The organism is Brachyspira intermedia PWS/A (genome assembly GCF_000223215.1).
Lineage (GTDB): Bacteria > Spirochaetota > Brachyspiria > Brachyspirales > Brachyspiraceae > Brachyspira > Brachyspira intermedia.
In genome coordinates this window covers 1081032-1106782 of sequence record NC_017243.1, presented here as the reverse complement: position 1 = coordinate 1106782, position 25751 = coordinate 1081032, and the positions used below count along the sequence as shown (strand labels likewise).

Sequence of the window (25751 nt, the reverse complement as noted above, 5' to 3'; positions counted from 1 at the left end):
ATATAAAAATAGGATAGAAATTTTAATTCTACCCTATTTATTTTTTATTAATTATAAAAGTTTTTATTGTTTTGATAATTTTTCATTAAATACAACATTATTATTTTTATTATCGCTTATAGTAAAGAATATAGTATTCACACTATTACCAAAATTCATAGTATAAACATATCCTTCATATTTTACTGACTTTACAGTCATATAATTAGCTGCAGATTCAGAATTAACAGTAAGAGTTTCATCAATTGCACTGCTTCCAAGATCTATAACTCTTAAATTATTATTTTCCTGCTCATTAATTGTTACAGCAATCTTTCCAGTTTCATTTTGATAAATACCTTTTCTGCTTTTAAATTTCACTCCAGATGAAGATCCGTAAGGCGAACTGCATGAAATAAAAATTAAAGAAAGTAAAAATAAAGATATTAATAATAAAATAATTTTTTTGCGCATTTTATTCATCCTAACATTATATAGTATATATTATATAAAAAATATTTTGTTTGTAAATAGTAATTTAATAAAAAAGCGGAGAGAGTTTTTTAATCCCTCCCCGCTTGATTTTTTAGTTATAATTATTTAATTTATTCTTTTATATATGGATCTCCATAATCTCCGGAATTGATAGCATGATCTGGAGTTTTTAAAGCCCCAGTAGAAACATATAGATTCTTATCTTTATATTCTTCCATAATTTCTACAGCCCAATATCCGGCGCCTAAGAATCCCCAAGCTTTAGGATCATAATATGCCGCTTCTAAATGATTAACATTATTTACTTTATTGAATGTATAAGTAGTTGTTAATCCTTTATCAATACCATTTTCATAATACTGAATAGATTTACCAGTATTATCAACTACATATGTTGCTCCGCTTGAGCGCTTATAAGTTTTACCTTTTATTACATCGTAAATATAAGGACCTGGGTCTTGATAATTGTATTCTCCAACCTGACCGCTTGATTTAAATAGCTTAGTAGGAGACATAGAATCAACACTAAACTCTATCTTAGTAATAGTATTATTAAGTGAGTCATTATATTTATAAATACCTTTAGTATCAGATGATTTTTCATATCCGTAATATTCAACTCTCGAACCTTCTATAGGCTGATCTGTATACCAATCTATTTGTTCATAAACTATTGAAGCACCGCCTGAAGAGAATGTGTATCTCTCTAATTTTGTACTGTCAGTTCCATTTCTCACCTCAAATACTCTTCCAGCAACAGCATTCAAGAATGGATCTTTAACTAAAGAGCCACTTCCAAGCACAGCTTTCCAACCATAAGATGCATCTCTAAGTATATCTGTAGGGAAAGCCAAAGAACCTGTCGACATTTCCAATACACCGCCTAATGAAGTTACTCTTAAAGCCCAATATCTAGGGAACCAAGTATCCTGCTGTTTATAAGCAGCTTTGAAATATTCTGTTCCAGTTTGTGTATAGTCATAATTTATACTTTCTCCACTAGAATAAGTAAATGTTAAAAGTTTTCCGTCATCGCTGAATTTATAAGAATAACTTTTATCTTCAGCTATATATTCACTTCCTCTAACTATATCTAAGAAGAAAGGACCTTTATCTGTAGCTGTACAATCTGCCAATGCAGAACCTTCTCCATTATATATCATATTAGGATTAATACCTAATTTAATAACAAGAGTTTTACCATTAGATGTATATGTAGCTTGTAAGCCATTTACATTATCTAATTTATATGTTGTAGAAACATCTTCTTGCTTATAAACCATCTCTGTATATGTAAGTTCTGTAGCATCATTATTAAATACATATTTATAAGCATTCAAACTATTTCCATTACCGCTATTAGGTTCTTGGTAATTTCTATAGAAATATGTTTTACCTTTTACTGTTTCAACAAATTCGCTAGGTATAGAACTCTGATCTATATATGCCACATAAGAAGCTAAAGTACCTGTCATAGCCATATCTGGATTTATCATACCTACTTCAGTAATAGCACCTGATATTTGACCATCTTTTATACCATTATAGTCACTCAATTTTATACCCCAGAATACGCTTCCAGTTTGACTATAAGCTGCTTTTGACTCTGAAGGATCTGATTGTTTACTAAAGTAATATGTTATAGTTTTACTTCCTTCAGTATACTTAAATGACATACCATCAGCACTAAATTCATAAGTACGATTTTCATCATTATTCACAAAAATCTTACCAGCAACTCTGTATATAAAGTCTGGACCTGGATCATTATAATTTAATATATATTCTCTACTTCCATCTTTTAATTTATTATAATCTTCAATACCATTTATTATAATAGCTTTACCTGAAGAATTAGTATATTCTGCTGATGTTAATCCTGCTACCTTACTAAAGGTATAAGTTTCTGTACCCATATCTCCATCATAGAAATGTTCTGCTGTAAGTGTTACAGTATTAGCTGTACTATCAAATGTATATGTATATAATACTAATTTATCTCTTATACCATATTGTTTATCTTTGAAATTATTCAATACAGTGCTAGGATCTATTGTAGAAACATCTACTTTCAAGTATGGAGAACTTCCTTGACCATTCTCTTTATGTTCTGCCATTTTTTCAAATTCAGTGTGAATTTTAGGCATATATTCTGTAGGAGCAGCAACAAATTCTTTTCTATAGTGTTCATATAACACAACAGATCCGTCTTCTTTAACATAACCTATAGGGTCATATTCAAAGAAAGGACGTTTATCTCCATGTTTTTCTATAGCTTCAAATGAAATAGGTACCTCATCTCCTGCTACATTTTGTGTTCCTGTAATAGCTCCAAAGGCAAATATAAATTTAGAATAAGTATCTACTGCTATTAAATATTGCCTAAGTGTAGCTACGGAAGCTTTTCCATTTATAGAATAAAAATTAAATCTGTCTAATCTTCCTTCCAAATAACCTTCTTTACTATATAAAGGATTATTAGCAACATACTGATAAACTTTTAATCCAGTTATTGAAACATTTCCTATTATACTGCCGGCATAATTTTCCCCGTCTTTTCCATCATAATAATTTGCTGGAATATTATTCCAATCCATTACACCTGATATCCAATATCTAGTATCATCTTCAAAAAAAGTATATATAGGAAGTTTATCTTTTTGGAAACTAGCTTTAAATAGCCAAGTTTTAAATTTGCTGGCATCATACCCCCCATAAGTAGGATCATTCCAATCACCATTTTTGAAAGGATCTTCATTTTCTGGAACTTCTTCTGGAGGAGTTTCTGGAGTTGTATCTGGAATTTCTCCTTGTTCAGAATCTGAAGCACTTTTATTATAATAATATCTAGGATTAAAGAAATGTCCTCCGCATGACATCATAAAAATAGATATTATAAGCAAAAATAATAAATGAGTCTTTTTCATATAATTTCCTTACAATTTATAAAACAATGTTTAATTATCCTTTGAATGCTAAACCTAATGTTATACCAAAATCTAATGAATTTATATAATAAGATTTTAATGGTGTTTCTAATGTAAAATTAGGGTCTTTTACTGTTTCCATTAATTTATATAAACTGTCTGGCATTGTTATATATCCTGGGGCATATACATTAAATCTTGTATAAGCTCCCAATATTACTTCTACTCTATCATTAATAGGCTGATTATATTCTATCATAAATTTAATGCTGAACATAACTGGGTTCATATTTTTTATCATAAAATCACTAACTATTATTTCTCCAATTTCAGGTGCTAATATAGTGCTATCACTAGAATATGCTAAATATTCAGGTGATAAATCTGCTATAATTTTACCTCCTAAAAGAAGTCCTAATGATAATCTGCTGTTTAAAAAATAAGCCTTAGTGCCAACTCCAAAGCTTATAACAGGAGCATAGCTTACGTTAATATACATATCAGCTATTCCATTTCCAGAAACCTGACCGGCAAAACCATTACCAACACCTAAAGATCCAAATAAACTCATACCACTGAATTTAGAAGGATCCATTCCTCCAAACCATCTTTCAGAACCGAATAAATAACCAAGTTCAGCTTCTCCATCCATTGTATAACCTACTCCACCTTTCATATATGTGGCACCTAATTTTTTCAAATCAGAATCACTTATAGAAGGCATAGTTGCAGTACCATTAAAGTTTGCCTTTAATGCCCAAATAAAACCTTCATCAAAACCGTAAGCCGCTGAAAAGCTTGCTAATAATAAAATGTTAATAAATATCTTTTTCATCATAAATTAATTTTCTCCCACTAATTAAAATCGACATAATATTAAAAATGTTTATATCAAATTGTACTATCTTTTTGACATAAGTAAATAGTGTTTTGCTATTGTTTTACAAAAAATTTACTATTATGTTTTATTATTAAAATGAAATACTACATATCAAACATATATATTAGACATTTAATAATTTTTGTATTATCTTTTTTAGACATTTTTTATATAATGTTGATTTTTACATAGTTAATTTATACTATTTTTATAGATTTAGTTTTTAATAGTATCTTTATAATATTTAATTGTTTTATATGGGGGCTTTAATTGAAAATTTATTATGTTACTATACCAATTAACATAATCAAATCTATCAACTTCAGACATTATTGAATGTTTTTCATCTGAATGTATATCATATTTAGCAAACATCATTGCTATAGTCTGTACAATATAATAAGCAAATATATCTTTCAATTCTTTATTATCTAATCCGGAAGTTAAAAATTGATAAGTACTTATTATAGAAATTGATTTACAAGGATTTATATTATTATTTTCACAAACTATTCTATCTACAAATCCACCATCTGCAATAGATTTAGCACTCATTCCTCTATAATTTGAAGTTAATGGCATATTTATTATTACTATAGAAGTATCTCTAAATTCATTAGCTACTATTCGCCAATATAAAGAAGTAAAAATAAATAATCTTTTAGCATCTAGCAGCTCATTTCTTCCATTCACTGGACTATTCCAAACATTAAGTATACTCTGCTCATAAGACGGAGCTATATTTTTTGCTATAAGCTTTAAAGGAGTTCCGTATTCATATCCGAATAATTTTTTTATATTGGCACTAGTTTCATTAGAAAGTGAATATAATATATCTTTTTCTAATTGATCATAATCTATATTTTTTATATCTATAAAATCTCTTTTAAATATATCAGAATTTTCTATTATTACTTTTCTATTGTCTGAATAGAATTTATTAACATCTACACCATTTTTAAGATTATATTTTATTTTGTAACCTAGTATATCATAAGTGAGTTTTGATAAATCATCATCAAAAATATCGAGAAAATCTCCTGGAGTAAAACCAAGAATATTATCATCTTCTATGTAGGTTATATTAACATTATATATTTTATCTTTATTGAGAGGCTCATTACTTTTTTGACATGATACAAAGAAAATCAAAAATAATAATAATATATTACTCAGGTATCTCACCACTTACACCCATAGCCTCAACTTTTTCAGTCTCTATATAATATTTTATTTCTCTAGCTCTTACAACACTTTCTTTCTGTTTTAAATAAGGACTTTCTCCCCAAAGTCTTAAATATTTCTGCTTATCAAAATAAGTTGCCCAAGCACTTTTTGAGTTCATATCTTTACCTTCTACATATACATTTCCATTAGCACGTAGTTTTTCTTCATCATTAAACATCTGCATAGTTACAGAAGTAATCTTAATGCTTCTATCCTCTACATAAGCCTTAGGACTTCCGCTTACTGTAGCAACTTTAGTATCCGGATCTAGATGCAGTAAATCACCTTCTAATGATAAACTCTCATCATAGTCAATCATAACAACATCGTTATGAAATATAACATCTTTAAACTTTTCATCTTTTTTATATTCTATCCATTCTCCAAAGGCTATAATTCCCCTGTCAGGCATTCTAACAGAAGGATCTTGATACATGTAAATATGTTCATTATCTATTTCATATTCTATGTAACCGCCTTTAAGTATCATGTTCTCTTCATAAAAATAGGCTGTAACATTGCCATATGCATATAAAGTACGAGTATTATTATCTTTTCCGCCATATTCATTCAAAAATAATCTATCTGCCACTACAATATTATAATTACTTACATTATCTTTTTTCTTATTTGTTTCAGAAGAATTTATATAGTTATTAGTTTGAAGTACATATATTTTTCCTCTTCCCATAACATTAGCAGTTGCTGTTTTAGCATTATACTCTAATATTTCACCTTCTAATCTATCAGAACCTTGGTAAAGTCTAGGGTTTCCTGTAAGATATGCTGTTTCTTTATCCATATCATAGATCAAATTATCAGCATAACCATCTGTTTTTCTTTTACTCTCAGTATCAACATGCGTTAAATGTACATTACTTATGGCTTTGGCTATTGGAGTATTGAAATCTCTTTCCATAAACGAACTTCTTATAGTCATATTATTAGTAGGAGATCTTAAAACTGGTTTATTTTTTACATAAGCGTATCTAGTTTTACCATTATAACTTGCATATCCCCCTGATATTGTAGACCCATTAGTTTTACTTAAAAGTTTAACACCTCCACTAAATGTAGCCAATTCTGTTTCTTGATAGAATGTCATAACATGACTTGTAATTACAGCAGATGAATCTTCCATTTTGGAATTACCTGTATATTGAAAAACTTTTGTTTTATTATTGTATGTAAATTTATCAGCACTTCTTCTTGATTGAGCAATTAAAGATAATGCCAGTATAAACAGTATTATTATAACAAAAATTTTATTGATCTTCAGCAACTGGCACTCCTATAGCATCACCTTCATCAGTTTCATTATATATAGTGATATGTTCTAATCCCATATCCCCTTCCATGCTGCTTCCTGTAAGCCAGCTTCCATCTTCTTGCTCTACACGTATAGGAACAGGACTTTTAAATTGCTGTTTTTTATTATCCCATTGTAAATATTCTGTATAAAGAGTAGTATTATTAGATGATTTTACAATAACATTTGTATATACTTGAGTAAACAGTGTTTCCTGATTTACGGTTATAAATTCCCCAGATACACTAGCCGCTATCGTATTATTAGAATCATAAGTATATGTTCTGCTTTCATAAAGTTCAACAATTTTCTTTTTATTATAAAATTTAGCATTAGTTGCAAAAGAATCTAACTGCTTAAAATTAGTATCGTAACTTTCCCTTCTAAAACCATAAAATTCCATATCTGGCGGAGGTACAAAATCATCTGATTGTTTAAATTCTTTTCCAATATCATTAAAATTAGTGCATGAAACACATAGCAGTAAAAATAAAATATTAAAACTTACTAATAATTTCATTATAAATACCCTTAGATCTAAGTATCATATCTATTACTACTCTAACAGCACCATATCCGCCTCTTTTACTTATTATAACATCAGCAACTTTCAAAGCTTCATAATGGGCATCTTTAGGAGAAAAAGATATACCTACATATCTCATAACACTTAAATCTATTAAATCATCTCCAATATAAGCTATCTCTTCCTTTTTTAAACCATATTTTTCCATTAAAGTTAAAATAACAGGCATTTTATTTTCTTCACCAAGTATCAAATCTTCAAAACCATGTTTTCTAAATTTATCAAATCTTGTTTTTATAGCATTAGAATTACTTCCGGAAATAACAGCAATTTTTATACCAGCTTTTAGTGCTAAAACTACCCCCATACCATCTTGAGTATGAAAAAATTTACTTTCAACACCATTATCATCAAATATTAATCTGCCATCCGTCATAACTCCGTCTATATCGGATACCAAAAGCTTGACTTTTTTAATCTTATTTTTATTAAATAGATATGAAATATGATCTCTGATATTCATTTTAAGAAACTTTTATTAAGTATTAGGACAAAACATTTTGGGGCTTACAGGACTCGAACCTGCCCACCCGGTTTAGGAAACCAGTGCTCTATCCTGATGAGCTAAAGCCCCTTATAATAAAGAAGCTATTAAGTCTTATAATAATCGGAGAGTGTGGGACTCGAACCCACATGGGTGTTAGCCCGGCGGTTTTCAAGACCGCTGCTCTACCAATTGAACGAACTCTCCAAACAAATATGAAAGGTATTATAACATATATAAAATTTATTTCAAGTTTTTTTTTACTTAAATTTAAAATTCATCTTTAAAAAAGGCCCTTCTAAAATAAAGTCCATGTGCTGGTGCTGTTACAAAAGCCCTTGCTCTATCTTCACTTTTTAATATATCTTCTATAAAATTAATTGGCATTTTTTTCTTCTGACCTTCTACCAAAGTACCTACTATTATTCTAACCATATTATGCAAAAAAGCATTGCCTCTAATAATAAAATATATAGTATCTCCTTTTCTTATGGCTTTGACTCTCTCTAAATATCTAAATTTAGAATCATTTTCATCTTCTGTAGAACAAAATGATGTAAAATTATGCTCACCTATTAAATATTTCGCATATTCATTGATTAATTTTTCATCTATAACATTTTTTCTATAAAACCATGAATATCTCTCATAAAATGGAAAAGATGTACTACTGTTATGAACTATATACAAATATTCTCTAAATGTAGCTGAAGCCCTAGCATTAAAACTATCAGGCATCTCTTCAGCTTTTATTATTCTTAAATCTCTATCCAAATATGAATTCAAAGCTATATGAACTTTATGTATTGGAACAAGCATTTTAGGAACTCTAAAATTAGCAACTTGTCCCAAAGCATGAACTCCAGCATCCGTTCTTCCGCAACCGTATATAGTAATCTTTTCTCCATATACTTTCTGAACAGCTTTATATATCTCTCCCTGAACTGTTCTTAAATTAGGTTGTATCTGCCAGCCATAGAAATCTGTACCGTCATATTGTATTGTTATTTTTATGTTATTCATATATTTATCAAAAAAGAAAAGCCCATATAAATACTTATACAGGCTTTTGTATAGTCATAAAATTATAATTATTATAAATCTGCAGGTATTGTAATATTTAATTTTCTTGCTGCATTAGTATTAATTTCTAATACAGGATTTTGTATATATTCTATAGGCATATCTGCAGGTTTAGCTTCGCCTTTTAATATTTTTACTGCCTGATTAGCTGTTAATTTTCCTAATTCATAGTAATCTATACCATAAGTAGCAAGTCCTCCAGCATTAAGCATAGCAGCTTCTCCGCATATTACAGGTATATTAGCAGGTCCTGTAACACCTATAACATTTGCCATACCAGCTGATACCATATTATCTGTAGGCACATATATAACATCTACTTTACCTACTAAACTTTGAACAACCTGCTGTAAATCATTAGGAGTTGTTACTGTAGCATCTACATAAGACAAACCTAATTCATCGGCTTTTGCTTTAGCTATATCTATTTGAAATTTAGAATTCTGTTCACTTGAGCTATATAAGAAACCTATATTTTTAGCTGAAGGAACTAATTTTTTTAAAAGCTCCATTTGTTCTTTTACTGGTGTCAAATCTGAAGTACCTGTAACATTTCCGCCAGGCATTTTATTATCAGCTACCAATTTTGAATCTGCAGGATCTGTAACTGCTGTTATAAGTATAGGTATATCTTTAGTTAAATTAGCTACTGCTTGTGCTGCTGGTGTTGCTATTGCCAATATCAAATCCACTTTATCATTAATAAATTTCTGTGATATTGTAACACAGTTTGCTTGTTCACCCTGAGCATTTTGATAATCTATTGTTATATTCTTACCATCTTCATATCCAGCTTCTTTCAAACCATCTACAAAACCTTTATTAGCCTGATCCAATGCAGAATGCTCCACAAGCTGAAGTATTCCTATTTTTTTAGTCATCATTACTCAAAGATGAAGTATTTGCATTATTCTTTTTTGAACATGATGCAATGAATAATAATGCAATTGATAAAGTAATAAATAACTTTTTCATTATTATACTCCTTAATAAAATTCAAATAATTACTATTACTAGTAGTATATAATACAGAACTAATAAAGTCAAATAAAATTTACATAACTAATAGATAATAATTATTTATTTTTCTCTAAAAATTCAATTATAGAATTATTTTGTGAACCAGATGAATCCTTTTCGAATCTATTAATATATCTTTCAATAGTTCCAAACATAGCAGATGCATTTAATGATAGAAAAATAACAAAAACTAAAAATATTTTTTATTATTCATAACAAAATTTTCTTTCTGAACTAAAAATAATATTATAGGAATATAACAGATAGCAAAAAGACCATAAAAATAATGAAAATAACCTTCTCCAAATGTAAAAACCATAAAACATAAAAGTGTTACAAATACTGACAAAATAAAAAATTTTGAAATCTCTAAAATAGATTTTTCTTTTGTATTATTATATTTATTTTTAAATATAGAATTAATCATATTTATTAAACAATAAAAAGAAAACATAAGACTAAGAATTAAAAATATTAAACCGTATATGTAATTTGGGGTTAAAGTCCAAAATTCTATAATATTTTTGAAACCGCTTAAATAATGAGATGACATTTCATTAGTAGGAAATAAAAACAATGATTGTATTTTAGCAATCACTATTCCTTCTGAATCAGAACTTTTTGAAAGCATTAATTTAGTATTATAAAAGCCATTATTTAACTCTGAAATTAAATACGGTAAATATTCTAAAAATGATAAAAAAACTCCTAAAATCCAATATTTTAAATATTTAACTGTACTTTTATATTTTATAATTAAATAAAATATCATTGAAGGAATAACTGAGAAAAATGATGCAAAATGTCCTTGTGCTATAATCGCTAATATTGGAAAAATAAAAATAGATGAAATAATACCTTTTTTATTAACTTCTCCAGATGTATATATATACTCATAAAGAAAAATAAAAAATATAAAACTAAATATTAATGCTATATTAGGATTCCAAAAATTAGTCATAGCCTTCACTACATATCCATTGAGTAAAATGAGAGGCGACATAAGTGAACATACAAAAAAACCCAGTCTTTTATAAAGCCAAAATATAAATATAGATATTAACAAAAGACTAAAAAAATAATTGATAATTTTAGCTATGTATAGATTCTCATTTGATAATTTATAACATAGAGTGTAATATATATAATAAGCTCCGCCTGGAACTCTTGCGGTTTTAAATTCATCTTCATAAGTATCTGACAATTCAAACCTTGTACTAGTTATTGGAATTTCTCCTTTTTTATACCATGTATACATATCATAAAAATGCTGAAAATCATCATAAGTACTTCTTATTGGAATAATATTAAAAGATAATATAATATTAAGTATAAATGAAAAAATAATTAAATATAGAAGTATGATTTTCACATAATTTTTATTGATGAAACTATTCATTCTTATTATCCGTATAATTTAAGATAGCTTATTATACTAATAATATTATAAAATACAATAAACTAAAAAATCATTTTCTATAATTTATAACAAATATTGAAAATAATATATTTTATGATATTATCATTTATAATATTTTAATTTTATATGAGGAATAAAAATTGATTAGACATTCCAGACCTACTATAAGAAAAAAAGATTTAGAATCCGCTTTAAGAGTAATGATTAGCGATAATCTTGCTACAGGCGATGTTATACAGGAATTTGAAAGAAACTTTGCAAGTTATTTTGGAAAAGGTTTTACAGCAATATTTGTCAATAGCGGAACTGCTGCATTAGAGCTTATATTAAGACATTTAAAAGTCGGTGAAGGGGATGAAGTTATAATGTCATCTTTTCTTAATGCCTCCCCTCTTCAAGTAGTTACAAGTTTAAAAGCTACTCCTGTTTTAATAGACATAGACGAAGATAGCTTTCAAATATCTATGGATAATGTCATAGAAGCAATAAATGAAAAAACTAAAGCAATTATAGTTTCTCATATGTTTGGAAATTGTGCATTAATAGATGAGCTTGCTGATATAAAAGTGCCTATTATAGAGGATGCATCTCATAGTTTGGGCGGAAAATATAGAGATACTTTGCTTGGAAGCTTCGGAGATTTTGCATACTTTTCTCTTTCTGCAACTAGAATGATTACTTCAGGTGGTGCAGGTGGAATGATACTTACAAAGAAAAAAGGAATGGATGCTATAAGAGATATTATTCATTATGATAAAAAAGAAAATTTTATTAGAAGATTCAATTATTGTGCAACAGATCTTCAGGCTTCAATAGGAATAGAAGAACTTAAACATCTTGAAAGAATGGTTGAAGTAAGAGGAGATATAGCTTCATTTTATGATAATGCAATACTTGAAAGTAATTTGATGAAATTATCCACTCATGACAGTGAAAGTCCTTCATATTATAGATATGTATGCATGCTAAATGGAAGCATGAATATATATGATGCTATAAAAATGTTTGAAAGACATAATGTAGAAGCGGCAAGACCTATATTCAAGCCTTTGCATCAGTATCTCAATTTACCTAATGAAAATTATCCTAATACTGAGAATGCATATTTGAAAAGTATATCATTGCCTATATATCCTACTTTGCAAAAAAATGAGGCTGAACTTATTTGTAAACTTATAAAGCAGATAAGATAATAATATACTTTTTAGTGATTATATGGGAAAATCCTATGGAAATATTTGAATATGATTTTATGCGTAAAGCTTTCCTAGTAGGTATTATGCTTGCCGTAATAATACCTTGCATAGGAGTGGTCGTTGTATTAAAAAGGCTTTCTATGATAGGAGATGCTATATCACATACTTCACTTGCTGGGGTTACATTCGGATTAGTTTTTAATATAAATCCAATAGTAGCTTCAATCATATTCTGCATACTCTCTGCATTATCAATAGAGTTTATAAGAAAGAAAATAGCTAAATACGGTGAGATGTCTATATCTATAATAATGTCTTTGTCTATAGGAGTGGCAGGGCTTCTTTCCGGATTTGTAGCTAACAATTCAAACTTTAACAGTTTCTTATTTGGAAGTATTGTTGCTATAAGTGATTTTGAATTGAAATTAGTAATATTAATAAGCTCTATATCAATACTAATTTTCATTTTCTTATACAAAGAAATTTTTTATATAACTTTCAATGAGAGATTGGCAAAACTTTCAGGAGTACCTGTAAATAGGATTAATTTTATTTTCACAATATTAACTGCTGTTACTGTATCAATATCAGCAAGGGCTGTAGGAGCTTTAATAGTGTCATCAATGATGGTAGTACCTGTTGCATGTTCTATGCAGGTTGCTAACAGTTATAAAAAAACTATCATTTTTGCTGTGATATTCAATCTATTTTTTACAATATTAGGAATATTTATTTCTTATTATCAAGGTCTTAAACCCGGAGCTACTATAGTTTTAATAAGTATTATTACTTTTATAATTATAATATTATTAAAATCCGTATTATCATCAAGGCATAATGCTGCATAAAATTTTATTACATATGCCCACCCTCTAAATTTATAATCTAATTTTATACTATAACATTATATTTCTTTTTTGCTTTTTCTGTAATTATAACACCCACCCTAAATTTTATTTAAATTTTTAACCGTCTCAACGCACGCAAAATGAAATTTAAAACATAGATTGATTAAAAATAGAATTTAAATTATATCAAAAAACCCATACACCGTGCGTTGAATAAAATTCTAAATTTAATCAAAACTTGGGCGGGGGCTAAAAATTCTAATTGGGCAGCAAATATCATGAAGATTAAAAATCACAAAATAAAGCAATAAAGAATAAAGGGCGGGGTATATAAATAAATCAACAAGAACAAACACTATCGCTGTTAGGATGCTTATGCTTATGTGAAAGCTCATCATATATTTGTTTCTTTTCAAGCTCTACTAAAGAACCTTCTTCAAAACAAAATACCCTGTTAGATATATTAGACATCTTCTCTACATCATGCGTAACCATTATTATAGTTACTTTCTTTTCTTTATTTAAATCCTGTAATATTTTGTATATTAAATCAATAGTTTCTCTGTCCACACCATTTGTAGGCTCATCAAGTACAAGCAAATCAGGTTCAGATATCAATGTCCTTGCTAAAAAAACTCTTTGAATCTGTCCGCCTGAAAGTTTGGATATCATTCTGTTTTTATACTTTTCCATACCCAAAAGCTCTAATGCATTTATAACTTTCATACGATGAGTCTTATTCGGAAATTTAAATAAACCTATATCGGCAAAGTTATTAGACATAACTATTTCATATACAGTAGCAGGAAAATTCATAATTTTGGAATAAGCATTCTGCTCCAAATACCCTATTCTTTTCCAATCTTTGAATTTATTTATATCCTCTTCATATAGTTTTATACTTCCTCTAAATTGGCTAATCTCTCCTAAAATAAGTTTCAATATAGTACTCTTTCCTGCACCATTAGAACCTATTATAGATACGAAATCTCCTTTATTCACATCAAAACTTATACATTTAAGTATATCTTCTGAAGTATAACCAAAATGTACATTTTTAAACTCTATAATCTTACTCATAATATTATCTTAATTAAGCCCATTAGTTAAAGAAACAAGATTATCTTCCATAACAGAAAAATAATCTTCTCCTGCATTAATATATTCCTCGCTTAAAGATTCTATAGGATTTAATGTAAGTATTCTTACTCCTGTTTCTTTAGCTATAGAATCAACTAGCTTAGAACTAGAAAAATCTTCATAAAATATAGCCTTTACATCATTATCCTTAATAAAAGCTATAGTATCTGACATAGCCTTTGGATCTGCCTCATCTCTTGCAATAGCAACTTGATTTAAAGAATATTCTTCACAAAAATGTCCGAAAGCCGGATGAGTTACTACTAGATTAGTATTTTTTATATTTGATAAAACATCTTTAAAATGATTATCTAATTCATCTAATCTGTCAGCATAGTAATTATAATTAGAATTATAATAATCAGCATTAACAGCATCTATCTCTGACAATGTATTTTTTATATTCTCCATTTGTTTTTTAGCCTTTATAGGAGAAAGCCAAAAATGCGGATCTAATCCTTTATCATCAATATTGGAAGAAGTTTCTACATATTTCAATTCTTTTATACTATCTTTAACCGTATCAACCCAATGCTCCATTCCGCCGCCATTATAAATAAATAAATTAGCCTTTGTTAAATTAGCCATATCTTTTGAAGTTATTTCAAAATCATGAGGTTCTGATCCTGCAGAAGTCATATTATATACATCTGCTTTATCTCCGCATATCTTTTTAGCAAAATCATACATTGGATAAATACTAGCATAAACTTTTAGCTTATTATTTGAAACATCTTTATTATCTTTTGATACATTACTGCATCCTATTAATATTGATAATATAAAAATGATTGTTAAAATATTTTTCATTAGTTATCATATCCTTATTTCTAAATTATTATATATAATATTTTTATTATATATAATAATTATCAAATTTCAATATGTTTTATCATACTAACATTATAAAATATTATATAAAATTACATTATTAAATATAAGAAGTTTTTACCGAAAATATTTATAATATTATATATTAAATTTAGGATAATTATGAAATATATTGTACATGTTTTAATAGCAGCATTATTTATATTTTCATGCTCAACAGCAAAAGTTGCTCATATAGAAGAACCAAAAAATAACTCTCTTTTTGGAAGAAGGTTCAAATTGGTAAGTTTATATCCTGATATGAATATTACCATAGAGTTTACACCAGATACAATACATGGTTTTTCTGCTGTTAATAATTATTCATCTTCATATACTGTTGATGGGGATATATTTAACATACTATCTATTTCAATGACAAAAAAATCAGGAGCAAGTGATAAAATTGCCGCTGAAATAGAATATCTTAATATGCTGCAAAATGCTACTTCCTATACAATTAATGGAAAGCAGTTAATAATATATACTTTATTATCCAATGAGAATTTAGTCTTTGAAGAATTTTAAGTAATATGTTACAATGCATATAGGATATTTTAATGATAAGAAATTTTATTTTAATACTAAGTTTTACTATTATAATGTTTATAAGCTCCTGTGCTACAACTTCGCAGTCAATAAATGTATCTACAAGTACTTTAAATGGAAAAACTTTTCAGCTTACAAATATGTTTGAAGGACGCGGGATTACAATATCATTCTATAACGAAGAATTTTACGGATATAGCGGATTCAATACATATTTAGGAAAATATGAAATGCGCAGAGGTAATATGATTATATTTACAGATATGGTTGTTACTAAAATGGGCGGTGCATCAGAAGCAGTAGAAGAAGAAAAAAATATATAGAATTATTAAGTAAAGCATCTTCAATAGAACTTACAAGTAATAATCTTACAATTACTACTTTGGATAATGAAGTACTTATATTCAAAAGAATAAAATAATAATGAAAAATAAAAAACTTATATGTTTAATATTAGGTATTATTATATTCATTAGTTTATGGTATTTTACAGCTTTGAAAATAAATTCTGAAATAGTATTTCCAAATATACCAAATATATTAAAAAAATTTGCAGAAATATTATCTGAAAAATCATTCTATAAGGATTTATCATCAAGTTTAATTAGAGTATTAATAACATTCGCACTATCTTTTCTATTAGCATTTATAATAGGTATATCAGCAGGAATATTTACTCCTATTAGATATATATTAATACCAATAATAAATTTTATAAGGACAATACCTACTATACCATTAATATTAGTTGCCATAATATGGTTCGATAATAATACAGTGCCAATATTCGTTTCTATGCTTATTATTTTCCCAATAATGTATGATTCTATAACAAACGGCATAATAAACGTAGATGAAAAACTAATAGAAATGTCAATATCATATAATGTATCTTTAAAGACTCAGATAATTAATCTTTATATACCATATATTAAAGCATATATATTTACTGGAATATCTCAATCCATGGGAATAACTTGGAAAAGCATATTAGCAGCTGAAATATTAGCTTTGCCATCTTCTGGAATAGGTACTAAACTTTATGAATCTCATCTATATTTAGATAGTGTAAGTTTATTTGCATACTGTCTTATTGCAATAATATTTAATGGTATATTTGAAATCATTATAAGGATTAATCATGACAGATAAAATAAATGATTATATATTCAGATTAGAAAATATAAATCTTTCTTATAATGATTTGATAATATTCAAAAATTTTAATATAGATTTTCATTTGGATAGAATAAATATAATATTAGGTGCTTCAGGTTCAGGAAAAACCTCCCTATTAAATATAATATCATCAAAAATAAATAAAGATGATAAAGCATTCGTATATCAAGAGCCTAGACTTTTAGATTTTTTAACTTCATACAAAAATATAGAATATGTATTAAAAGACAAAATAAAAAATAAAAATGAAATGGATAAAAAAATAAAGAATGCATTAGAAATTACAGGACTAATAAATAATATAAACTCAAAACCTAATGAACTAAGCGGAGGAATGAGGCAGAGATTATCTTTAGCAAGGGCTTTGGCTTATGATTCAAACTTTATATTTATGGACGAGCCTTTACAAGGACAAGATATAAAAAGAAAAAAAGAACTTATTGATATAATAAAAAATATAAAATCAAAAACAAATAAAACTATTTTTTATGTTACCCATGATGTATATGAAGCAGTTATGCTTGGGGACTATGTATATATATTATCAAATAAAAATAATTTCACTCAATTAATATTTCAAACATATATTGATAATAACGATATAGAAAATCACCAAGCAAAACTTACTGATATATTAATAAATAATTAATTATGATACAGATGTAGTTTTAAGAAGATAAACAACATAAGCAATATATATAATCAAAAAGAAGCAGCCTTTTACTTTGCCTAAACTTTTTCCTTTTACAGTAAAAGCTAATAATAATAAGCCTACAAATACCATAATAGAAAAGTCCATCAAATAATCTTGTGCTTCGCTTAAAACAATACCGCCGAATTTAAATGAAGCCATAGATGATATACCTAAAACTCCTCCAACATTGAATATATTACTTCCTACTATGTTTCCTATAGATATATCAGCCTCTTTTTTAATGGCAGCTATTACACTTGTAACAAGTTCAGGTATGCTTGTACCTACAGCAACAACTATAAAACCTATTATATGTTCGCTTAAGAAATTTCTGAATATTCCTGTAACACCTTTAATAAATATGTCAGAACCAAATGCCAATGCCAACACAGCAACTATTATTTTGAATATTGCTCTTGCTATAGAATTAGTTTTAGTAGATGATGAAACTTCCTTCTCAAATACAGCTAATTCATCTTTATCTTTGGATATTACACTATATAAATAATAAACATATATACATAATAAAACTATAAGTATTACACCTTCAATTATAGATATTTTATCTCCGCTTAATCTTTTTGTACTAAAATTAAGAAGCATAATACCTAAAGCGGCATACATTATAAACATAGATATCATAGAAACATAATATGACTTTTTGCCGGCAGACATAGTCATAAATAAAGCAGATACGCCAAGAACAAATACAACATTAAATATATTACTTCCTATAACATTACCTACAGCAATGGCACTCTCTCCTCTCAAAGCTCCGAATAAACTTACAAAAAGCTCCGGCATAGATGTACCCATAGCAACAACAGTAAGCCCTATAACTATAGATGGTATTTTAAGCCTGTTAGCTACCATAACACTTCCATCTACAATATATGTTCCGCCCAAATATAATAGCAATATTCCTGCTACCGTAAAAACTACATTCAACAACATATTTTCCATTAAATTATCTTCCTTTATTTTTATTATTTAATTATTCTGTTTTATCTGTTTTATCTGTATTATTTGTATTTTCTATTTTTTCTATATTCTCTGTTTTTTCTGATGAAGATTGTTCAGTACTATTGTCTTCTTCTTTTGTTTTATCTTTTTTATTTAATGTTGATGCTATAAATACTATTATAAATATTAATAATATAACAAGCACTAATGCAGTGGAAAGCCATAAAGGAGAAAGAACCCATACCCAACTCCAAGCAACAGCTTTGAATAATTTCAATATAACAAATATTATTCCCAAAAATGCAAAAAATATAACGGCTATATTCAATACTGAAAATTTATTAGCAGCTATTACTTCAGATGTACTGGAATTTTCTTGTTTAATATCATCTGATGAACTGCTTGAAGCATTATCAGAAGCTTTTTTATTTTTGAAAAACATAGAATCAAAAGCCAATGCAAATATTACAAGTATAACTTCTATTAATAACATTACTAGAACAAAATACCAGCTTAAATCAATCAATACTTTTGATATTTTTAGTAAAGATACTATAATTATAAATACTGGCAGTAATCTTGAAGAAAAATTTAGTAAATTCTTAATAAGATATAAAGTTGCCATAGTAAAAACATTTTTCACTTTTCCCATAATATAAATCCTATAAAAAATATATATCTAATAATATATATTATTTTCATTAAATTTTAAATAAGTATTTATAATATTTTTACATTATATAAAGATGGTATGGGACAAGAAATAATCCCATACCATAATTATGAATTTATTTAGGGTTACTCGGATTTCACTTGTATAACTAATATCTTGAATGCTTCTATAGCCTTCAATGAATGAGGAACATTAGCAGGAATTAATATAGATTCTCCAGATGACGTTTCATATGAAGTTCCATCAACTATTATTTCCGCCTTTCCTTCAATTACTGTAACTAAAACATCTCCTGTGCTTGTATGTGTAGAAATTTCTTTGCTTTTATCAGCTGATATTATATTCATAGCTAAACTTTTTCTATCAACTAATGAAAGCATAGATATATCTTTAATTGTTACTAAATCTTTTAAAGCAACTACTTTTTTATAATCTATATTATTAATATAATTCCCCATATATAAAACCTTGATTGTTTTGTTACTATTATCTAACTTATATATATAAAAATCTGTTGCTGCAGCAACAAAAAAGATTTTTTTGTAAAAATATTCGATATTAAGCAACAATAAATAATCATGCTTTTAATTTTTTAGCAGCCTCTACAAATCCTACAAATAAAGGATGAGGATTAGTGATTCTTGATTTTAATTCTGGGTGGAATTGAACTCCTATCATAAAAGGATGATCTTTCAATTCTACAATCTCAACCAAATCCGCATTTTTCATGCGTCCTGTTACAACAAATCCAGCTTTCTCCATTACATCTATATATTCATTATTAAATTCATATCTATGTCTATGTCTTTCACTAATTTCAGTTTTACCATATAATTTGTTAGCTAAACTTCCATCTTTTATATCGCAGGCAAAAGCACCTAATCTCATAGTACCGCCTTTTAATATACTTTTTTTCTGTTCTTCCATAAGTGTGATTATAGGATTCTTAGCGTTTTCTTTAACTTCTATAGTATTAGCATCTTCCAATTTAAGTACATTTCTAGCAAATTCTACGCTCATAAGCTGCATACCCAAACATATTCCTAAATAAGGTATATTGTTTTCTCTAGCATATTTTATAGCCTGTATTTTGCCTTCTACTCCTCTCTCTCCGAATCCTCCTGGTATTATAAGACCTTGAATATCTTTGAAATATTCTGATATATTATCTTTATTTTCTAATTCTTCAGCTGAAATCCATTCTATATCAACATTAATATCATTGTATATGCCGCCATGATTTAATGCCTCTATTAAAGATATATAAGCATCTTTCATAGAAATATACTTGCCCACTATAGCTATTCTTACTCTTTCATTTGTTATAGAAATATTTTTCTGCCTGATTATTAATTCTGTCCATTCTGTTAAATCTATTTTTGCAGTCTGCAACTTAAAATGTTTGCATACAACATCTGAAAGTCCCTGTGATTCAAGCATTATAGGTACATTATAAATATTAGGCTCATCAAAGTTTTCAAATACATTTTCTTTTGGAAGATTGCAGAATAATGCTATTTTTGATTTATGAGAGTCCTGTAAATGCTTACTAGTTCTGCATACCAAAATATCTGGTATAATACCGCTTTGCATAAGCTCTTTTACACTATGCTGAGTAGGTTTTGTCTTTATTTCTTCAGATGAACTTATAAAAGGAATCAATGTTACATGTATATATAAAACATTATCCTGACCTAATTCTGTTTTTATCTGTCTTATAGCTTCAATATAAGGCAAAGATTCTATATCACCTATAGTTCCGCCTATCTCTGTTATAACTATATCAGTTCTTTTTGTATCATTTTCTCTGTATATTCTTCTTTTTATTTCATTGGTAATATGAGGTATAACCTGAACAGTTTCACCTAAATATTTACCTTCACGCTCCATATTTATAACATGCTGATAAATTTTTCCTGTTGTAACATTACTAAATTTATTTAAGTTTTCATCTATAAATCTTTCATAATGCCCAATATCCAAATCCGTTTCTGCACCATCATCAGTAACAAAAACCTCACCATGCTGAAATGGACTCATAGTACCGGGATCTAGATTGATATAAGGATCAAATTTCTGTATAGTTACGCTTAATCCTCTAGCCTTTAAAAGTCTTCCTAATGAAGACGCTGTTATCCCTTTTCCTAAACCAGATACAACTCCGCCTGTTACAAATATGTATTTAGTATTCATATAATCCTCAATTAATTTTTTTATTTTTATTTATTATTATCAAACCTATTAACATTATCATAAATTAGTATTAAATCAAGTAATTATTAATTTTTAATTCAATCTATTTTAAATATTTTTCAAACCAATCTGTAATTTCTTTTAGCCTTCTAAGTCTGTGCTTAGGTTTTCCGCTTCTTGAAAGTTCATGATTCTCGCCCTTAAATAAACATATCCTAGATTCAACACCATAATATTTTAAAGCAGTAAACATTTGAAAAGCCTGACTCTGATAGCATCTGTAATCTTCTTCGCTATGTATGAATAATGTTGGAGTCTTTGCATTATTAGCATATTTTAACGGTGACTGTTCCCATAATTTATCAAAACCGCTGCATACATCTCCGCCTAATTCATCAGGATTAAAATAATAACCTATATCAGTAGTTCCGAAATCATCTATCCAATTTGATATAGAACGCTGAGAAGCTGCACATTTGAATCTGTCAGTATGTCCTATTATCCAGTTAACCATAAATCCGCCGTAAGAACCGCCTGTTACTCCTACTCTGCTTTTATCTATATTAGTGTATTTTGCAAGAACAATATCTGTAAACTTCATTATATCTTCATAATCTATAGTTCCGTATATTCCTCTTATATCAGCAAATGCATTTCCTTTTCCTTCGCTTCCTCTGGGATTGCAGAAAAATACAAAATAACCCATATTAGCCCAAACCTGCATTTCATTAAAAAATATTTCTCCGTAAGCAGTTTTCGGCCCTCCATGTATATCAAGTATTGCAGGATATTTTTTATTTTCATCATAATTTATTGGCTTTAATACCCAGCCGTCTATTTCAAAATTATTAGGAGTCTTGAATAAAACTTTCTCTGGTATTGATAAACTTTTTTCTTTTAATATATCTTCATTAAAATGAGTTAATTGTTTTTCTATTTCTTTATTAATACAATATATCTCTTCTAGCTTCAAATCTCTGAAAGCTATAAAATATATATAATCATCATTAGAAACATCAAAATAATTAACTGCTCCTTGTTTATTAGTGATATTTTTTATATTTCCTTTTAAATCTAAGCATTTAATATGGGCATTTTCATTTTCTGTGCCTACAAAATATATTTGATTTTTATAAACTCTTATATCCTTGCCGCCTCCAAAAGAACAATCAGTTCCTATCATATTTCCAAGTCCATTATCATAATGATATACAAGATTAATATTATTACTTTCATCTATTAAATAGAAACTGCTATTTTCATTGAGTCCGTATTTTTTCATGTCAGTCATAACAGATATGATTTTTTCTTTATTATCATCATCAATTATAAAATCAGCAAAGTATATTGCATATTTATTAGAATCTATAATAATTTTTTCTTTTATATTATTAATATCATTTATATCATACAAACGAAGTTCTGAAGTGGTAGGAGCTTTGTCTTTGAAAGAGTTTATAATACATAATACTTTACCGTCTTTATATTTAAAAGAATTAACATTACTGTATTCATCTGTAATGGCAGTCAATTTATTTTCTTTTTTATTATAATGATAGAGTCTATCCCTTTTCTTATTTGTTACACCAACATTATTAATCCAAAAAGGAATTTCATCAAATACTTCATAATCGATTTCTTCTTTAGCCCATTCTAAATAATTATCTTCTTTTCTTTTTTTATCTCTGTTAATATCGTAAACTGCTTTTATTAAAAAATTATTTTCATCTATAGAATATAAATCTATTACTTCAAGTTCAATATTAAATAAACTCTCAGCCTCTCCTCCGTTTATATTGATAGAATAAAGCAAAGAATAATCAATAAACTCCTCATATTTTTTGATTTTCAATTCTTCATCTCTTAATGATGATTTAAATATTACAGTATCATTATCAAGCCAAGAAACTAGAGAAGCATCTTTTACAGAAGTGAGCTTATAAATTTTATTTTTTTCAATATTATAAATAAAAGCATCTGAAACATAATTATTATTCTCATAATCCTGATTGCTTTTAACAAACAGTAAATTTTTATTATCTTTTGAAAGCTCTATATTTGATAAAAAATTGAATTTTAAAAAGTCTTTTATGTTTAAATTTTCCATACATAAATCCATTATTAAATAATTATGTTACCTAATCAAATTTGAATAATCATAAGCAATGTTAGCAGCAACACGGCAATTATTATAAACTAGTTCTTTATTAGCTTTAAGACTCTTATTTTCTGTTACGCTATGAAGCTTAGCCAATATATAAGGAGTGACATCTTTTCCTGATATGTTTTTATCTCTAGCCTCTTTTACTGTTTCGTCTATTATTTTATTGATGTAATTTTTATCCATTTCATATTCTTCCGGTATAGGATTACAAACCAAAACTCCGCCGTTTAAACCTAATTTCCATTTTGTATTAAGTATATTAGCTATATCTTTTGTAGTATCTATTTTATAATCAACTTTGTATCCGCTCTCTCTTGTATAGAATGCAGGGAAATTTTCTGTTTTATAACCAAGAACAGGTATACCGAAAGTTTCAAGATATTCTATAGTAAGTCCTATATCAAGTATTGATTTTGCCCCTGCACATACAACGGCAACATTTGTTTTGCTTAATTCCTGCAAATCGGCTGATATATCAAAAGTTTCCTGAGCATATCTGTGAACTCCTCCGATTCCTCCTGTAGCAAATACTTTTATTCCTGCTAAAGAAGCACCTATCATAGTAGTTGTTACTGTAGTAGCACCATCTTTTTTTAATGCCAGCATAACAGGTAAATCTCTTCTGCTTGATTTTGCTATATTTTTATTAGAGCCCATATATTCAAGTTCTTCTCTATTTAAACCTACTTTTATTCTCCCTTTTATTATTGCAATAGTTGCTGGTACTGCATTATTTTCACGTATATTTTTTTCAGAGTTTAAAGCACTTTCAACATTTTCAGGATAAGGCATACCATGTGATATTATTGTACTTTCTAATGCCACAACAGCTTTCTTCTCATGTAAAGCCTCTTTAACTTCTTCGCTTATATCTAAAAATTCTTCTAAATTATTCATATTTATTCTCCAATAATTTAATTAATTTTTATTCCAAAAATATCTTCTATTCTTTTTGTTACTTTATCAAAATTAGTATTATCATTAACTGTTTCCTCACTCTCCAAAGCAAACATAGCCATAACAGCCGCAAATTTCACTTTATAATCTAAATCATAATCGTGAAATATAGAATATACAATGCCAGCCATAAAAGCATCGCCTGCCCCTGTAGCATTTACAATATTAACCTTTGGAGCTTTAAGATAATATGCTTCATTGATATCATTATAAGTACCATAACATATACCTAAAGCCCCAAATGTTATATAGATTTCTTTGACGCCTTTTTCTAAAAATATTTTTACAGCCTCTTTTCCTTCTTCTATAGTATTTATATCTCTGTCAAGAAGAAAAGATGCTTCATTAGAATTAAGCTTCAAAGCATAAATATGTTTTTCTAATCCTTTTATATGTTCTGATTTTTTTATTGAAACGGCATCGGTAAGAAGTTTTTTATTTGGAAAGTTTTTTATAATGTATTCAAATATATATCTATTCATAACGGCATCCATAGTTATGAACTCAGCATTTTCTATAATATCTCTTATACTATCTAAATATTCGATATTTATATTCTCATCTAAAGTATCCATATCAGACATAGCTATTTCCATATCTCTGTCATTATTCATAATAGCTATATATGAAGTGCTGCTTCCATTCCTTACTATATAAGAAACATCAACACCTAATGATTTTATATTATTGAAAAGTATATCACCGAAAATATCATTTCCTATAGAAGTAATAAATTTTATATTTTTTAATCCTATATTCGATAAGTTATTAATGATATTTCTTTCTACTCCGCCTGTACATACTTTTATTTTTCCCGGATTGGATTCTTTTAAAAGTATTCTGCTTTTTGAAAATCCTTGTATATCTATATTTGAGCCGCCGATAGATACTATATAATTTTTCATTTAATGCCTT

Annotated in this window: 24 protein-coding genes, 2 tRNA genes and 1 pseudogene; 6 read left to right on the top strand and 21 right to left on the bottom strand. The window is 27.6% G+C overall.

The features are described from left to right. Nucleotides 1-63: 63 nt before the first annotated feature. The 12 genes and pseudogenes from BINT_RS04890 to BINT_RS04835 form a co-directional block, all read right to left on the bottom strand. The gene (locus BINT_RS04890; RefSeq protein ID WP_041177267.1) at nucleotides 64-453 is read right to left on the bottom strand and encodes a hypothetical protein; all 390 of its coding nucleotides are present in this window, start codon (nucleotides 451-453) and stop codon (nucleotides 64-66) included. 131 nt (nucleotides 454-584) lie between these two features. Next, the gene (locus BINT_RS14400; RefSeq protein ID WP_014487442.1) at nucleotides 585-3401 is read right to left on the bottom strand and encodes a hypothetical protein; all 2817 of its coding nucleotides are present in this window, start codon (nucleotides 3399-3401) and stop codon (nucleotides 585-587) included. A 34-nt stretch (nucleotides 3402-3435) separates the two neighbouring features. Continuing rightward, nucleotides 3436-4236 (bottom strand): hypothetical protein, encoded by an 801-nt coding sequence (locus tag BINT_RS04880; protein ID WP_041177582.1) that lies wholly within the window; start codon nucleotides 4234-4236, stop codon nucleotides 3436-3438. A gap of 261 nt (nucleotides 4237-4497) precedes the next feature. After that, complete coding sequence (locus tag BINT_RS04875; RefSeq protein WP_041177266.1) at nucleotides 4498-5466, bottom strand: hypothetical protein; 969 nt, start codon at nucleotides 5464-5466, stop codon at nucleotides 4498-4500. Continuing rightward, complete coding sequence (locus tag BINT_RS04870; protein ID WP_049783488.1) at nucleotides 5450-6790, bottom strand: LptA/OstA family protein; 1341 nt, start codon at nucleotides 6788-6790, stop codon at nucleotides 5450-5452. Before BINT_RS04870 ends, BINT_RS04875 begins: the two co-directional genes overlap by 17 nt. Beyond that, entirely contained in the window at nucleotides 6774-7337 is a 564-nt protein-coding gene (gene lptC, locus BINT_RS04865) for an LPS export ABC transporter periplasmic protein LptC (protein ID WP_014487438.1), read from the bottom strand. Before lptC ends, BINT_RS04870 begins: the two co-directional genes overlap by 17 nt. After that, nucleotides 7315-7866 carry a KdsC family phosphatase gene (locus BINT_RS04860; RefSeq protein WP_041177265.1) on the bottom strand — a complete coding sequence of 184 codons (552 nt, stop codon included), beginning with the start codon at nucleotides 7864-7866 and terminating at the stop codon, nucleotides 7315-7317. Before BINT_RS04860 ends, lptC begins: the two co-directional genes overlap by 23 nt. A 38-nt stretch (nucleotides 7867-7904) precedes the next feature. After that, a tRNA-Arg gene (locus BINT_RS04855) sits at nucleotides 7905-7977 on the bottom strand. Nucleotides 7978-8011: 34 nt separating this feature from the next. Beyond that, nucleotides 8012-8094 (bottom strand) — tRNA-Ser (locus tag BINT_RS04850). Between the two features lie 63 nt (nucleotides 8095-8157). Then, complete coding sequence (truA, locus tag BINT_RS04845) at nucleotides 8158-8910, bottom strand: tRNA pseudouridine(38-40) synthase TruA (RefSeq protein ID WP_014487436.1); 753 nt, start codon at nucleotides 8908-8910, stop codon at nucleotides 8158-8160. A 71-nt stretch (nucleotides 8911-8981) separates the two neighbouring features. Further along, a pseudogene (locus BINT_RS04840) lies at nucleotides 8982-9945 on the bottom strand (ABC transporter substrate binding protein). A 235-nt stretch (nucleotides 9946-10180) separates the two neighbouring features. Continuing rightward, a complete protein-coding gene (locus tag BINT_RS04835; RefSeq protein WP_014487434.1) occupies nucleotides 10181-11389 on the bottom strand; it encodes a hypothetical protein in 1209 nt (402 codons plus the stop codon). A gap of 161 nt (nucleotides 11390-11550) precedes the next feature. Here BINT_RS04835 and BINT_RS04830 point away from each other — a divergent pair, with 161 nt between their 5' ends. Next, nucleotides 11551-12603, top strand: a complete 1053-nt coding sequence (locus BINT_RS04830; protein WP_014487433.1) for a DegT/DnrJ/EryC1/StrS family aminotransferase — start codon at nucleotides 11551-11553, stop codon at nucleotides 12601-12603. Between the two features lie 35 nt (nucleotides 12604-12638). Further along, entirely contained in the window at nucleotides 12639-13454 is an 816-nt protein-coding gene (locus BINT_RS04825; protein ID WP_041177264.1) for a metal ABC transporter permease, read from the top strand. A 339-nt stretch (nucleotides 13455-13793) separates the two neighbouring features. Here BINT_RS04825 and BINT_RS04820 read toward each other — a convergent pair whose 3' ends face one another. Then, nucleotides 13794-14534, bottom strand: coding sequence for a metal ABC transporter ATP-binding protein (locus BINT_RS04820; protein WP_014487431.1), 741 nt, complete (start codon nucleotides 14532-14534; stop codon nucleotides 13794-13796). 9 nt (nucleotides 14535-14543) lie between these two features. Next, entirely contained in the window at nucleotides 14544-15404 is an 861-nt protein-coding gene (locus BINT_RS04815) for a metal ABC transporter substrate-binding protein (protein WP_014487430.1), read from the bottom strand. Nucleotides 15405-15587: 183 nt separating this feature from the next. On the opposite strand from BINT_RS04815, the gene BINT_RS04810 reads away from it, so the two are divergent. The 4 genes from BINT_RS04810 (at nucleotide 15588) to BINT_RS04795 (ending at nucleotide 17841) form a co-directional block, all read left to right on the top strand. Beyond that, nucleotides 15588-15992, top strand: coding sequence for an META domain-containing protein (locus BINT_RS04810; RefSeq protein WP_014487429.1), 405 nt, complete (start codon nucleotides 15588-15590; stop codon nucleotides 15990-15992). Nucleotides 15993-16024: 32 nt separating this feature from the next. Next, nucleotides 16025-16336, top strand: coding sequence for an META domain-containing protein (locus BINT_RS04805; protein WP_234944360.1), 312 nt, complete (start codon nucleotides 16025-16027; stop codon nucleotides 16334-16336). Between the two features lie 100 nt (nucleotides 16337-16436). Next, on the top strand, nucleotides 16437-17165 hold the full coding sequence (locus BINT_RS04800) for an ABC transporter permease (protein ID WP_014487427.1): 729 nt from the start codon (nucleotides 16437-16439) through the stop codon (nucleotides 17163-17165). Further along, on the top strand, nucleotides 17155-17841 hold the full coding sequence (locus tag BINT_RS04795) for an ATP-binding cassette domain-containing protein (protein ID WP_014487426.1): 687 nt from the start codon (nucleotides 17155-17157) through the stop codon (nucleotides 17839-17841). Before BINT_RS04800 ends, BINT_RS04795 begins: the two co-directional genes overlap by 11 nt. Here BINT_RS04795 and BINT_RS04790 read toward each other — a convergent pair whose 3' ends face one another. From BINT_RS04790 to BINT_RS04760, 7 genes are all read right to left on the bottom strand, one after another. After that, a complete protein-coding gene (locus tag BINT_RS04790) occupies nucleotides 17842-18849 on the bottom strand; it encodes a calcium/sodium antiporter (RefSeq protein WP_014487425.1) in 1008 nt (335 codons plus the stop codon). 31 nt (nucleotides 18850-18880) lie between these two features. Continuing rightward, nucleotides 18881-19501: a membrane protein gene (locus tag BINT_RS04785; protein WP_041177263.1), complete on the bottom strand. Its 621-nt coding sequence runs from the start codon at nucleotides 19499-19501 to the stop codon at nucleotides 18881-18883. A gap of 146 nt (nucleotides 19502-19647) precedes the next feature. Further along, entirely contained in the window at nucleotides 19648-19980 is a 333-nt protein-coding gene (locus BINT_RS04780) for a cupin domain-containing protein (RefSeq protein ID WP_014487423.1), read from the bottom strand. 118 nt (nucleotides 19981-20098) lie between these two features. Next, nucleotides 20099-21715: a CTP synthase gene (locus BINT_RS04775; RefSeq protein WP_014487422.1), complete on the bottom strand. Its 1617-nt coding sequence runs from the start codon at nucleotides 21713-21715 to the stop codon at nucleotides 20099-20101. Nucleotides 21716-21818: 103 nt separating this feature from the next. Then, nucleotides 21819-23822, bottom strand: a complete 2004-nt coding sequence (locus BINT_RS04770; protein WP_041177262.1) for an alpha/beta hydrolase family protein — start codon at nucleotides 23820-23822, stop codon at nucleotides 21819-21821. Nucleotides 23823-23849: 27 nt separating this feature from the next. Continuing rightward, nucleotides 23850-24776 (bottom strand): pseudouridine-5'-phosphate glycosidase, encoded by a 927-nt coding sequence (locus BINT_RS04765; protein ID WP_014487420.1) that lies wholly within the window; start codon nucleotides 24774-24776, stop codon nucleotides 23850-23852. Nucleotides 24777-24793: 17 nt separating this feature from the next. Further along, a complete protein-coding gene (locus BINT_RS04760; RefSeq protein ID WP_014487419.1) occupies nucleotides 24794-25741 on the bottom strand; it encodes a carbohydrate kinase family protein in 948 nt (315 codons plus the stop codon). Nucleotides 25742-25751: the final 10 nt, after the last annotated feature.